The 12817-nt window shown below is 63.9% G+C and carries 14 protein-coding genes; 8 read left to right on the top strand and 6 right to left on the bottom strand.

Features of this window, described 5'->3' with window-relative positions; translation table 11 throughout:
- Nucleotides 1-26: 26 nt before the first annotated feature.
- Together AAEZ08_RS17490 and ytfE are read right to left on the bottom strand one after the other, a co-directional pair.
- Complete coding sequence (locus AAEZ08_RS17490) at nucleotides 27-548, bottom strand: DnrO protein (protein ID WP_500124785.1); 522 nt, start codon at nucleotides 546-548, stop codon at nucleotides 27-29.
- A complete protein-coding gene (ytfE, locus tag AAEZ08_RS17485) occupies nucleotides 545-1264 on the bottom strand; it encodes an iron-sulfur cluster repair protein YtfE (protein WP_500124784.1) in 720 nt (239 codons plus the stop codon). The genes AAEZ08_RS17490 and ytfE overlap by 4 nt, the downstream gene beginning before the upstream one ends.
- 146 nt (nucleotides 1265-1410) lie before the next feature.
- Between ytfE and norR the strand changes: the two genes are divergently transcribed.
- The 5 genes from norR (at nucleotide 1411) to ubiT (ending at nucleotide 5814) form a co-directional block, all read left to right on the top strand.
- Nucleotides 1411-2937 (top strand): nitric oxide reductase transcriptional regulator NorR, encoded by a 1527-nt coding sequence (gene norR, locus AAEZ08_RS17480; RefSeq protein WP_500124826.1) that lies wholly within the window; start codon nucleotides 1411-1413, stop codon nucleotides 2935-2937.
- Between the two features lie 73 nt (nucleotides 2938-3010).
- Entirely contained in the window at nucleotides 3011-3220 is a 210-nt protein-coding gene (locus AAEZ08_RS17475) for a hypothetical protein (protein WP_003279694.1), read from the top strand.
- A 205-nt stretch (nucleotides 3221-3425) separates the two neighbouring features.
- Nucleotides 3426-4421 carry a ubiquinone anaerobic biosynthesis protein UbiU gene (gene ubiU / locus AAEZ08_RS17470; protein WP_003279696.1) on the top strand — a complete coding sequence of 332 codons (996 nt, stop codon included), beginning with the start codon at nucleotides 3426-3428 and terminating at the stop codon, nucleotides 4419-4421.
- A 14-nt stretch (nucleotides 4422-4435) separates the two neighbouring features.
- Entirely contained in the window at nucleotides 4436-5326 is an 891-nt protein-coding gene (locus AAEZ08_RS17465; protein WP_500124783.1) for a U32 family peptidase, read from the top strand.
- On the top strand, nucleotides 5320-5814 hold the full coding sequence (gene ubiT / locus AAEZ08_RS17460; RefSeq protein WP_003279700.1) for a ubiquinone anaerobic biosynthesis accessory factor UbiT: 495 nt from the start codon (nucleotides 5320-5322) through the stop codon (nucleotides 5812-5814). Before AAEZ08_RS17465 ends, ubiT begins: the two co-directional genes overlap by 7 nt.
- A 257-nt stretch (nucleotides 5815-6071) precedes the next feature.
- On the opposite strand, the gene AAEZ08_RS17455 is transcribed toward ubiT, so the two are convergent.
- Together AAEZ08_RS17455 and AAEZ08_RS17450 are read right to left on the bottom strand one after the other, a co-directional pair.
- Nucleotides 6072-6458 (bottom strand): putative zinc-binding protein, encoded by a 387-nt coding sequence (locus AAEZ08_RS17455; protein WP_003279701.1) that lies wholly within the window; start codon nucleotides 6456-6458, stop codon nucleotides 6072-6074.
- A gap of 99 nt (nucleotides 6459-6557) precedes the next feature.
- Nucleotides 6558-7235, bottom strand: coding sequence for a Crp/Fnr family transcriptional regulator (locus tag AAEZ08_RS17450; RefSeq protein WP_003279703.1), 678 nt, complete (start codon nucleotides 7233-7235; stop codon nucleotides 6558-6560).
- Between the two features lie 231 nt (nucleotides 7236-7466).
- Here AAEZ08_RS17450 and AAEZ08_RS17445 point away from each other — a divergent pair, with 231 nt between their 5' ends.
- From AAEZ08_RS17445 to AAEZ08_RS17435, 3 genes are all read left to right on the top strand, one after another.
- A complete protein-coding gene (locus tag AAEZ08_RS17445) occupies nucleotides 7467-9485 on the top strand; it encodes a ribonucleoside triphosphate reductase (RefSeq protein WP_500124782.1) in 2019 nt (672 codons plus the stop codon).
- A 74-nt stretch (nucleotides 9486-9559) separates the two neighbouring features.
- Nucleotides 9560-9715: an anaerobic ribonucleoside-triphosphate reductase gene (gene nrdD / locus AAEZ08_RS17440; RefSeq protein WP_003279708.1), complete on the top strand. Its 156-nt coding sequence runs from the start codon at nucleotides 9560-9562 to the stop codon at nucleotides 9713-9715.
- Nucleotides 9712-10407, top strand: a complete 696-nt coding sequence (locus AAEZ08_RS17435; protein ID WP_483031663.1) for an anaerobic ribonucleoside-triphosphate reductase activating protein — start codon at nucleotides 9712-9714, stop codon at nucleotides 10405-10407. Before nrdD ends, AAEZ08_RS17435 begins: the two co-directional genes overlap by 4 nt.
- Nucleotides 10408-10583: 176 nt before the next feature.
- Here the strand turns inward: AAEZ08_RS17435 and AAEZ08_RS17430 are convergent, their stop codons facing one another.
- Together AAEZ08_RS17430 and AAEZ08_RS17425 are read right to left on the bottom strand one after the other, a co-directional pair.
- Nucleotides 10584-11957, bottom strand: coding sequence for a 4Fe-4S binding protein (locus AAEZ08_RS17430; RefSeq protein WP_500124825.1), 1374 nt, complete (start codon nucleotides 11955-11957; stop codon nucleotides 10584-10586).
- Complete coding sequence (locus AAEZ08_RS17425) at nucleotides 11954-12811, bottom strand: FTR1 family iron permease (protein ID WP_500124781.1); 858 nt, start codon at nucleotides 12809-12811, stop codon at nucleotides 11954-11956. Before AAEZ08_RS17425 ends, AAEZ08_RS17430 begins: the two co-directional genes overlap by 4 nt.
- Nucleotides 12812-12817 lie beyond the last annotated feature (6 nt).

The following is a 12817-nucleotide window of genomic DNA, read 5'->3' as shown; positions in this document are numbered from 1 at the left end:
CGTTGAGTGGGCGTCGAGGTGCCCGATCAGTGCAGGTGAGCGACGAAACCGTCTCGCCAGACTGGCTCGACGAACATCTGCGGGTAACGATCAAGCGTTTGGACGATGCGTTGCAGGCCTTCCTCGCGCTGGTCGGGCTCCGATAGCGCCTCGGCCCCTTTGAGCAGATCAATCAGCAGTCCGTGCAGGGCGTTATCTGCCGCTTCCGGGAGTTGGCAATTGGCGATGAGGTAGCTGGTTGCGCCTTCTATGTCGCGCTGCAGGGTGGACGCCGCCTCGTCACTGAGCGGCTCGCCCGGATTGGCTGGAATGCTGCGTTGCACCGCTTCGTGAATGCGCGTCATGCCCTCGCGCAAGGCGGCATCGGTAGCCCAGCGCTCGCCCGGAACTGCGCTTGTCGCGGCAGCCGGTTGTGCATGGTGGCCATGGTCGTGCGCGGTGGCTGCTTGTACAGGACTGACGACCATGGTCAGGGCAAAGTTGCTGGCCAGGGCAATGATCGAGGCCATCGCCACGCCCCAGGCTACCGGCTGCAGATACTGTTTCATGGGCGAATCTCCACGATTGGTTCGACGACCTGGGCGCTCTGTACCGGCATCGACGCCTCGGCATTGCGAAACAGCACGTTATTCTCCAGGTGGATGTGCTGCATCAGATCGCTGCGCATTTCCTCCAGGCCGCGATACAACGCGCGCCAGGTATTGCATGCGTTGGCCGGCGGAGTGATGTCATCGGTCAGCGCGGCCAGCTGCTCCAGCGCATTGCCGTGCTCCTGATGCTCGTAGCGCATTACCGAGATCGGCCCCTGTGCCTGCGGGAAGCGCATGCCGCGCTGTAGCATCGGGAAGAGAATCTGTTCCTCCTTCAGCATGTGGCTTTCCAGCTCCTGCTGCATATGCCACAGGTGTTCGGCGAGACCGTTGGGGCATTCGGGGCGGCTGCCATGGACCTGTTCGACCCGGCTGGCCAGGCGAATCAGCTCCGGGAACTGGTCGCGATGCCGCTCATGGAAGCGCGCCAGGATGTATTCGATCAGCTCTCCCGCGGGAGCTGCGCGCCAGTCCTTTTCAGAGTCCTCTGGCTCCAGTGCCAGTAGAGCGCCGGCGATGACTTGCGGGTCGACGTCTATGCGTTGTGCGGCCTCGCGCAGCGGCAGGTCACCGCCGCAGCAGAAATCCAGTCGAAATTGACGAAATACGCGTGTGGCACCGGGTACCGAACATGCGAGATGGCCGAGGGTGTGGTCGATAAGGTCGGTGGTCATAGCGGCGGTCCTGATGGATATGCTTCAGTCCATCGCAACAGCCATGCCAGCGCCGGAGCCCGCAGAAACCGCCGACTGCGAGGCACCGCTGGTAGAAATCACCCATCGCGGCTATGGTGTTTAAAACCATGAGGGTATCTTGCACCATGATGGCTGATGCACTACTTGCCGACTTGACCACCGAACTACCAAACGCCGTACGCTTGCAGCGCCTGGTGCACACCCTGCACCAGCGTTTCCGTTGTGGCGCCGTTGTGCTGCTCCGCCTGGATGAGGATAGCTTGCGCCCACTGGCGGCGGTTGGATTGGTGCAAGAGGCACTCGGTCGGCGTTTCGTGATTGCTCAACACCCGCGGCTTGCTGCGATTCTGTCGCAGCGCGAGCCGACCTGGTTCGAACCTGACAGTCGTTTGCCTGATCCATACGACGGTTTGCTCGATGCACATATTGGCGAACCGTTGCCAGTGCACGACTGCATGGGCGTCAGCCTGTACGTCGAGGGCAAGCTATGGGGCGCCTTGACCCTCGATGCCTTGCATGCCGGCACCTTCGATGACGACGCCCGGCACGACCTGCAGCGTTACACCCTGGTGATCGAGGCGGCCGTGCGGGTGACCCGTCTGGAGCATGAGAATCGCGGCCTGCGTCTGGCACGCAGCGATGTGATGGAAACAACGCTCGACCATGGTGACGGAGAAATTCTCGGCCAGAGCGACGTGATCCGCGACCTGTTGCGCGAGCTGCAGGTTGTGGCCGACTCCGAGCTGCCGGTGCTACTGCTCGGCGAGACCGGAGTCGGCAAGGAACTGTTCGCCCGTTGGCTGCATCGTCATTCGCGGCGGCGCAACAAGCCGCTGGTGCACGTGAATTGCGCAGCGTTGCCGGAGTCGCTAGCCGAAAGCGAGCTGTTCGGCCACGTCAAGGGCGCGTTCTCCGGCGCCACCGCAGACCGGCCGGGACGCTTCGACGCTGCCAATGGGGGCACGCTGCTGCTCGACGAGGTTGGCGAGCTGCCGCTGACGGTGCAAGCCAAGCTATTGCGCACGCTGCAGAACGGCGAGATCCAGCGTCTGGGAGCCGATAAGCCGCGTCAGGTCGATGTGCGCATCATCGCCGCGACCAATCGCAACCTGCGCGAAAGCGTGCGCGACGGGCATTTTCGTGCCGACCTCTATCATCGCCTGTCGGTCTATCCGGCGCCGATTCCACCGCTGCGCGAACGCGGCAATGATGTTCTGATTCTCGCCGGCCATTTCCTCGAGCTCAATCGCGCCCGTCTGGGGTTGCGCAGCATGCGTCTTTCACCCGCCTCCGAACGTGCCTTGCTCGGTTACGCCTGGCCAGGCAACGTGCGCGAGTTGGAGCATGTGGTCAGCCGCGCAGCGCTGCGTCTTCTGAGCCGTGGCGCCTCGCGCAGCGAGATTCTTACCCTTGAACCCGACCTGTTGGACCTGGATAGCCACAGCGCAGGTATGCAGCCGACACTGCTGGCCCAGGAGCCGATTCCAACCGAGGAGGTAATGCCACTGCGGCAAAGCGTCGATGCCGCGCAACGGCAGGCCATCGTCCGCGCACTGGAAGCCAGCGGCGAGAACTGGGCACAGGCCGCACGCCTGCTGGATGTCGATTCGAGCAACCTGCACAAACTGGCGCGGCGACTGAAGCTGAAGTAGCGCCCGTCGGCCGGCGAGAGTCGCAGGAGTCATGCGATGGTCTAACCTCAAATCACTAACCGAGGAGAGCCCGATGGCCCTGGACCAGAACGAATTCGAAGCGCTGCTTAGCGAGGCTCAGACCTTCGCCGAGCGGGCCGCCAGCGAAAACAACCCGCTGCACTACCGTGACGCCTTTGCCGCGAGCCTCAAGGCCATTCGCCTGCTCGGCGAGGAGTCGGGGGCTTGGCGGCAGATGGTCGCCCGCGCCACGGAGGAGTTTCAGGGCGACGAGGGCATCTGAGCTCCGCTCTCCTGCTAGCGATCCGATCGCTGGCGGGAGCCTGTGTGCTGCATTTCGTCGCACTCGCGACGTCCGATCATTCTTGACCCCTATCAATGCTGGCCACTGGTCAGCTGCCTAGACTGCCGGCTGTTTTCCGTTCAGCCGAACGACCGCCGCGCCGCCAGTGCGTGGCGCGCATGTACCCGAATGTCTAGGAGTTGTCATGCACCTGGTCTGCCCGGCAGGAAGCCTGCCTGCGCTCAAAGCCGCCGTCCAGCAGGGCGCCGATGCTATCTATGTCGGTTTTCGCGACGACACCAATGCCCGCCATTTCGCCGGTCTCAACCTTGATGAAAAGCAGCTCGACAAGGGCCTGCAGCTGATCCGCGAGAAGGGCCGACAGCTGTATATCGCCGTCAACACCTATGCTCAGCCCGAAGGTTGGAACCGCTGGCAGCGTGCCGTGGATCAGGCAGCCGACATGGGTGTCGATGCACTGATCGCCGCCGACCCCGGCGTGCTCGGCTACGCCAGCAAGCGTCATCCCAAACTCAATCTGCATCTGTCGGTACAGGGCTCGGCGACCAACGCCGCGGCGCTGGCCTTCTATCAGGAGCGCTACGGCATCAACCGCGCGGTGCTGCCGCGAGTACTTTCCCTAAAGCAGGTCAAACAAGTCGCGGCCAGCAGCCCGGTGCCGATCGAGGTGTTCGCCTTTGGCAGTCTGTGCATCATGGCCGAGGGCCGTTGCCATCTTTCGTCCTACCTGACCGGCGAATCACCGAACCTCTGTGGCGTCTGCTCGCCCGCCAAGGCGGTGCGCTGGAGCGAGGAGCCGGAAGGGCTCACTTCGCGCCTCAATAACGTGTTGATCGACCGCTACGCCGAAGGCGAATCGGCGGGCTACCCGACGCTGTGCAAGGGCCGCTTCATGGTCAACGGCCAGCGCTTCCATGCGCTGGAGGAGCCGACCAGCTTGAACACTCTGGACCTGATTCCCGAACTCGCCGCCATCGGCGTAACCGCAATGAAGATCGAGGGCCGCCAGCGCAGCCCGGCCTACGTCGAGCAGGTTACCCGCGTCTGGCGTTCGGCTTTGGACAGCTACCTCAAGGCACCGCAGCGCTATGCGGTGGAACCCGGTTGGCGTCAGGTGCTCGATGGTCTTTCCGAAGGCTCACAGACCACTCTGGGCGCCTACCACCGGGCCTGGCAATGAACGAGGAGCCACGTATGAAACTCTCTCTCGGCCCGGTACTGTTCTACTGGGATCGCCAGCAGACGCTGGATTTCTACGCAAACATGGCAGAGCAGCCGCTGGATGTGATCTACCTCGGTGAAACGGTGTGTTCCAAGCGCCGTGCGCTGATGCTTGACGACTGGCTCGGCCTGGCCCGCGATCTCGCGGAAGCCTCGTCGGCGCAACTGGTCTTGTCCGGCCTGACCCTGGTGGAGGCGGCCTCCGAGCTGTCCAGCCTGCGTCGCCTGTGCGACAACGGCGAACTGTTGGTTGAAGCCAACGACATGGGCGCGGTGCAGCTGATGTCCGAGCGCAAGCTGCCCTTCGTCGGCGGGCCGGCGCTGAATCTGTACAACGGATACGCCCTGGCCGAGCTGGTGGCCAGCGGCATGAGCCGCTGGGTACCGCCGGTGGAAGCGTCCGGCAAGTTGATCAAGAGGGCTCGGGCGCAGATGCTGGAGCTGGACGTCACGCTGCCGGAAATCGAGATATTCGCCTACGGTCATCTGCCGCTGGCCTATTCGGCGCGCTGCTTCACCGCCCGTGCCGAGAACCGGCCGAAGGACGACTGCCAGTTCTGCTGCCAGAACTATCCCGAGGGCATTCCGCTGCTGAGCCAGGAGGGTGAGGCGCTGTTCACCATCAACGGTATCCAGACCATGTCCGCAGCGGTCAGCAACCTGCTCGCCGACTACGCGGGCCTGGTCGACAGCGGTGCCGATCTGCTGCGCCTGAGCCCGCGCGCTGCCGGTATGGACGAGGTGGTCGCTGCCTTCGATGCGGTGTGCATGGGTGCATTGCCGCCACTGGCGGTGGATGGCTGCAACGGGTATTGGCATGGCCAGCCGGGCATGCTGCGTGCCGAGGAGGCCGGATTATGCTGAACCCACGTGCCCACCTGGTGAATCTCGGCGGGCGGCTGTTGCCGCTTGCGGCCAAGACGCCATTCCTGCTCCAGCGCCTGGCGCTGGAGCGCAGCCTCAATCAGGTATTCGCCGAAGCACTGAGCGACGGCGCCTTTGACGTGCTTGACGGCCACTGGATGAAGCTCGAAGTCGCCGACCTCGGCCTTGCCTGGTGCCTGACCTGCGAGCGCGAGCAGCTGCGCATTGCGGCGCAGGCACCGGTGGAGGTGACCATTCGCGGCAACTGGCGCGAGTTCCTGCTGTTGGCCAGCCGTCAGGAAGACCCGGATACGCTGTTCTTCCGCCGCCGGCTGGTTATCGAGGGTGATACCGAGCTGGGTCTGGCGATCAAGAATCTGATCGACAGTCTCGACCCCGACACGCTGCCGAGCTGGCTGTGGAAACTGTTGCAGGGTGCCGGCGAGGAGGTGGCCGCCGCCGGGCGGGCACAGGCGGCCAGGGCGTAACAGGGTGGTTGCCTGCTGCGGATGGAGAGCTTTTTTCCAGGGGGCAAAGTCACCGGATGGCCATCTTGGTCGGCTAAAGCCCACCCTGCAGTTACGGGCCTCTTTGATAAGTGAGGTCCGCGGTGTGAGGTTGTCAGATAAAACTTCGTCTGGCGCAACGCCTTCGTAGGGTGGGCTTCAGCCTACAAGAACAGGGCCCGCATCCACCTTAGCGGCGGGCTGGATGCATCGGGCCGCAGTCTTACTCGCCGTTCAGCTCACGCCGTACGCAATTGCATGCGCTCACTGGCAATGATGTCTTTCATGTCTTCGAACAGCGCAGTGATCTCGTCCTCACTGCAGTCTTCCCGATAGCGTTTGCGCAGCCCGTAGCTGCTGAGGGTGATATGCACGTCGGGTGTCACACCATGTTGCGCCAGGCACGCGCGGGCGCAGTGCATTGGGCAGCCGTCAATGGCGAGAATTGGGCGGCCGGAGTTGGCTTTCTTCACCAGCGCCGCGACCCGCCCGCCGACACCGGCGATGCAGGACATCTCCGCAAGTCCGGCGCGGTCGAGGCGAACCGCCAGGGTGTTGGCCAGTTGCGCGACGTTCGAGCAACCGGAGCATGAATAGACCAAGGGAACAGGCGTGGTGGTGATCATCGCGATTTCCTGGCGGTGGCGTGGTGCGGGTCATTCTCCAAGTCGCATAGGCGACCGGCTTTGATAGCAATCAAGAACACTGGGGCGTTCTGCCGCAGGTCATTCGTCATAGGCGGCCAGTTTGCGGTTGTCGAGAATCTCGATGCGCCGCCGCTGCACGGAAATGGTCCCGGCATCGATAAGCCTGTGCAGGATTCGCGAGAAGGTTTCCGGCTGAATGCCCAGCTTCGAAGCAATCAGCCGTTTCGGCACGTCGAGTACCACGACGCCGCTGTCGTCCTGCTGCGATTGAGCAAGAAAGCGCACCACCCGATGGCTGGCGTTGGCCAGGGTAAGGGTGTCGATCTCGGTCATGCGCTGGTGCAGGCGGATGCTCAGGGTGGCGAGAATGTCCAGGCAGATATCCGGATGCTGCTCGAGAATCCGTCGATAGTGCGGGCCGTTGAGGCTCGCCACCAGGCTGGCCTTGAGTGCAGTGGCACTGACCGGATAGCAGGGAGCACCCTTGAACAGCAGAGCTTCTGCAAACGACTCGCCAGCCCGCATGACTTCCACCAGTTTTTCTTGCCCGTCGCAAACGACGCGGTGCAGCTTGATCTGTCCGCTGAAAAGAAAATAGAAGCGATCGGCTTTGTCGCCCTGGTGAAACAACGAGGCTCCCGCAGGCAGGCGTTTCAGGTTGGCTGAGGCGCACACCTCCTGTAACGCAGCCTCAGGCAGGCGGCTGAACAGATGATGGCGGCACAACTCGGCCACCAGAGTTTTTTCGGTGAGCATGTTTCCTCCCCCGGGCTGAACCGGGTTTTATCAGGCTGCATCCTAGGAGGCCCGTGTCGGAGGCTTCCTTGACCACGGACAAGTCTGCTCGCCGCAAGCGCCGGGAGCCGTTCGGCAATCACTCGCGCATGCTTGACGACGGTCAATTCGGTAATGGTCTTCCGCCTCTAAAGTCACACCATATTGTGTTTGGTTAGAAAAAATACACTACATATGGTTATGGAGGCGTTGATGCCCAGGCAGGCAGAGTTGGCAAAACCGGTTTCGCTACGCAAGCGCGATGGCCGGCTAGCGGCATTCGAAGTGGACAAGATCGAGCGTGCCATCGTGGCGGCAGGTGCTGCTACCGGTGAGTTCGAAGCACCAGTAGCGCAGCCGCTGGCCGAGGCTGTTCGCCTGCAGCTTGCCCATCGCACAGCCGTAGAGGTCGAGCAAGTGCAGGATGGCGTTGAACGCGCGCTGATGGCGGCCGGCTACTTCGATACCGCCCGTGCCTACATCGTCTACCGCGAACGCCATGCGCGGCTGCGTCGCGATCGCAAGGCGGTGGTGGATGTGGCGACATCGATGAACGAGTACCTTTACCGCGAAGACTGGCGAGTACGCGCCAACGCTAACCAGGGCTATTCACTCGGCGGGCTGATCCTCAACGTATCCGGCAAGGTCACTGCCAACTACTGGTTGGACGAGGTCTACAGCCCGGCAATCGGCACCGCGCATCGCGAGGGTGATCTGCATATCCACGACCTGGACATGCTCGCCGGCTACTGTGCCGGCTGGTCGCTGCGCACGCTGCTCAATGAAGGCTTCAACGGCATTCCCGGACGGGTCGAAGCGGGCCCGCCCAGGCACCTGTCCAGCGCGCTGGGGCAGATGGTCAACTTTCTCGGCACGCTGCAGAACGAGTGGGCCGGGGCCCAGGCGTTCAGCAGCTTCGATACCTACCTCGCGCCGTTCGTGCGCAAGGACCAGCTCGGTTTCGATGAGGTGCGTCAGGCGATCCAGGAGTTCATCTACAACCTCAATGTGCCGTCGCGCTGGGGCACGCAAACGCCGTTCACCAACCTGACCTTCGACTGGGTTTGCCCGGAAGACCTGCGCGAGCAGATCCCCTATATCGGCGGCGAGGAAATGCCCTTCGCCTACGGCGAGCTGCAGGCCGAGATGGAGTTGATCAACCGCGCTTATATAGAAGTGATGCAAGCCGGTGATGGCCTCGGCCGGGTGTTCACCTTCCCGATCCCGACCTACAACATCACCCACGACTTTCCCTGGGACAGCGAGAACGCCGAGCGCCTGTTCGAGATGACCGCGCGCTACGGGCTGCCGTACTTCCAGAACTTCCTCAACTCGGACATGCAGCCGAACCAGGTGCGCTCGATGTGCTGCCGCCTGCAGCTGGATGTGCGCGAGCTGCTCAAGCGCGGTGGCGGACTGTTCGGTTCGGCCGAGCAGACCGGCTCGCTGGGCGTGGTGACGGTCAACTGCGCGCGCCTGGGCTATCTCTACCGTGGTGACAAGGCGGCGCTGCTCGAACAGCTGGATGCGCTGCTGGACATGGCGCGGCAGAGCCTGGAGGTCAAGCGCAAGGTCATCCAGCACCATATGGATGCCGGGCTCTACCCGTACACCAAACGCTACCTCGGCACCCTGCGCAATCACTTCTCCACCATTGGCGTGAACGGCCTGCACGAGATGGTGCGCAACTTCACCGACGACACCGAGGGGCTGCAGACCGCTGCCGGTCGCGCGCTGGCGATCGAGGTGCTCGACCACGTGCGGGCGCGGCTGGTGCAGTTTCAGGAAGACACCGGGCACCTCTACAACCTCGAGGCAACGCCGGCCGAAGGCACCACCTATCGTTTCGCCAAGGAGGACCGCAAGCGTTTCCCTGACATCCTTCAAGCCGGTTCGGCCGAGGCGCCGTACTACACCAACTCCTCGCAGCTGCCGGTCGGCTTCACCGACGACCCCTTCGAGGCCCTGGAGCTGCAGGACGAGCTGCAGTGCAAGTACACCGGCGGCACCGTGCTGCACCTGTACATGGCCGAGCAGATTTCCTCGGCCGAGGCCTGCAAGAAGCTGGTACGCAATGCGCTGTCGCGCTACCGCCTGCCGTACCTGACGGTCACGCCGACCTTCTCGATCTGCCCGGTGCATGGTTATCTCGCCGGCGAGCACGAGTTCTGCCCGAAATGCGACGAGGCGCTGCTGCACAAGCAACAGGCCGAAGCGGCCCTGGCCGTCTGATCTGCGATCCCATGTCACGCCGCTCCAAGAGGTGCGGCGCCGCATACTTCACCCTCAGCAAAAGGAGCGTCACCATGAACCCAGCCAGCCAACTGCCCCAGGACCAGCGCCAGCGTTGCGAAGTCTGGACCCGCGTGATGGGCTATCACCGCCCGGTTACCGCGTTCAATCCGGGCAAGCAGTCCGAGCATCGCGAGCGCCTGCATTTCACTGAAGCGGCGGCGCGGTGACCGCAGCACTTCGCGTCGGGGGGCTGGTCCCCCTGACCACGCTGGACTTTCCCGACCATCTGGCCTGCGTGCTGTTCTGCCAGGGCTGCGGCTGGCGCTGTCGCTACTGCCACAACCCGCAGCTGATTCCCGCGTGTGGCAACGAGGAGAAGCCCTGGTCGGAGATTCTCGCCTTTCTCGAACAGCGCGTCGGCCTGCTCGAGGCGGTGGTGTTCAGCGGTGGCGAGCCGACCCTGCAGACCGCGCTGCCCGAGGCGATCGCCCAGGTGCGGGCGCTGGGCTACAAGGTCGGCCTGCACAGCGCCGGCATCAAGCCGAAGCTGTTCGCCAACATCCTGCCGCTGGTGGATTGGGTCGGTTTCGATATCAAGGCGCTACCCGAGCACAGCACCGCGATCACCGGCGTGGATGGCAGCGGCAAGGCCAACTGGAAGAGCCTCGAACACCTGTTGGAAAGCGGCGTCGAGCACGAATGCCGGACCACCGTGCACTGGCAGCTGTTTGACGCCGATACCCTTTGGGAGATGGCCCAGCGCCTGCGCCGGTTGGGTGTCGAACGCTTCGCCGTGCAATGCGTACGCACCGCGCGGATGCTCGACGACAACCTCGCCGAAAGCCGTGCACCCTACGACCAGCAGCGCTTGTGGGAGCGCATGGATCGTCTGTTTCCTTCATTCGTGTTGCGTGGCTAGCGAAGGTGGCGAGCACCTTTCCACGCGCTGCCTGCGCGCTAGGCCTGGCTCTGTAGGGTGGGCTTTAGCCCACCGTGCAGGGCGTTGAAGGGATTCTGGTTGGCTGAACCCACCCTGCGCCTGCCGGTGCTGCAGTCCCATCTGGGACGTGCTCTAGCCCACCATGTACAGGCAACTCACCAGCCCCAGAACTGCAACCACCAGCCGTAGCCCACCAGCGCGCAACCCACGTTGACGCAGGCAAACGCCAGCAGCCGGCGCAGGCCGTTGCCGCCGTGACGGCTGATCACGTTCCACGCCAGGTACAGACTCCACGCCACGGCGCCGATCAGCAGCGCGGCGCGAGCCGGTTGCGCCCAGGCCAGCAGGAAGCCCTCGTAGCGCAGCAGCTTGACCGTGGTGGCGGACAGGCCGAGAAACAGCCCGGCGCCACCCAGCGGCACCAGTGCCAATGCGAGGTGCTGGAACACATTGTCGCCACGGCGCATTACCCGCACGGCGGCGCGCAGCAGTAGCCACAACGCGCCGCCGACGAGCAACGAGGCACCGAAGATGTAGGTGAGGATCACGGCGCCATCGAGCCAGGTGAAGGCGTCGTTGGCCTGCGGATAGTGGGTCAGCAGCCACCAGGGCGCGTTGGCTTCCAGCGGCCAGAAGATGTCGCGATCTACCAGCCATTCCGCCGCGGCCTGCTTGAGGGTGATGAACCAGGGACTGACCGTCCACTGGAAGGCGCCCATGGCCAGGCCGATCATGCCGAACAGCAACAGGGTGCTGTCCCAGTGATCGCTTTGCTGCTGACCGCCGACGATGAGGATTTCAGAATTGGGCGAGCGGGCGCTCAGCTGCACTGCGCCCCGCTGGCTGCTGCAGCGGCCGCAGGCGTGGCAATCGGCATTGCCCTGCATGCGACGGATGTCGATCAGTGGCGCGCAGTTGGGTGTCGGCAGGTGCGGTTCGCGATTTTCCAGCCAGCGCTGTTCGTCGACCTTGTAGTGCACCGGCGCCAAGCGGGCGAGCAGGGCGAACACGCCGCTGACCGGGCACAGATGGCGGCACCAGACCCGCTTGCCGCGGCCGTAGAGAAAGCCCACCAGCATCGCCGCGACGGTGGAGCCGCCGAGGATCAGCAGTGCCGCCTGGGCATAGTCATAGACGCTGATCAGCTGGCCGTAGACGGTGGTGAGGATAAAGGCGATGGTCGGCCAGCCGCTCCAGCGGATCCAGCGCGGCGTACGTTTGTTCAGTCCGCGCCAGCTGATCCATTCGCTGAGCGAGCCTTCGGGGCAGAGCACGCCGCACCACAGGCGGCCGAAGAAGATCATCGACAGCAGCACGAACGGCCACCACAGGCCCCAGAAGATGAACTGCGCCAGTACCGTCAGGTTGTCGAGCATGCCGGCCTGGGCTGGCGGCAGATCGAGAGCGGCGGGGATCACTAGCAGCGTCAGGTAGAAGGCCACTACCAGCCACTGCAGCGTGCGAATGGCCTTCGCATGCTGGCGCAGCAGGTCACCGAATCGCGCCAGCCACGGCGCCTGGGTGATCATGCCGGCCTCGCAGCGAGCTGCACCTGCGCCCGGGGTCTGAGCCAGGCCCATGCGGCAAGCCAATACAGTCCCAGAATCACCACGGCTGCCAGCGAAGGCATCGCGCGATAGCCGGTGAGGCCGGCGATGGTGCCGCCCAGAGTGCCGCCGTCATCCAGCAGGGCTGAGGTATCCCAGAGCGGATCGCCAAACACGGTGTAAAGCACTTCCGGTACATCCATGCCCATCAGCTGGCCGCTAAAGCGATCCAGCGCGGCCATCAGCAGGGCGCCGCCGAGCAGCAGCAACATCACTTCGCTGACCTGGAAGAAGCGCCGCCAGCTGAAATAGCGGCTGCCGGCCTGCAGCGCGGCATAGCTGAGCAGGGCGAGCACGAAACCGAGCACGCCGCCGATGACGAAGCGGGTGAGGTCCAACCCTTGTTGCTGGTTACCGATGCCGTAGAGGAACACCACCGTCTCGCTGCCTTCGCGAGCGACGGCGAGCATGGCCAGCAGCAACAGGCCGAAGCCGCTGCCCTGGCTGCGCTTTTCCGCGGCGCTGTTCTGCAGGCTGGTCTTCAGTGTGCGACCGTGCTGGTGCATCCAGCCGACCATGTGCAGGATCAGCATACTGGCTACCAGCAGCATCGCGCACTGGAACCATTCGCCACCGCTACCGGCGAGCCAGTCGCCGGCCTGCAGTACACCCCAGCCCAGCGCGGCAGCTAGGCCGAGGCCGGCAGCGACACCGGCCCAGAGCATGCGCAGCGCATTGCCGGCGCCCGGTTGCTGACGCAGCCAGGCATGCAGGATGCCGATGACCAGCAGGGCCTCGACGCTTTCGCGCCAGACGATGAACATGGATTGGCCCATGGATGT

It is taken from the genome of Pseudomonas sp. E45-MNA-CIBAN-0222 (assembly GCF_040310405.1).
GTDB classification, from domain to species: domain Bacteria; phylum Pseudomonadota; class Gammaproteobacteria; order Pseudomonadales; family Pseudomonadaceae; genus Stutzerimonas; species Stutzerimonas stutzeri_AC.
Note: the sequence above shows the minus strand (reverse complement) of the source record. Positions and strands in the feature narration are given on the sequence as shown.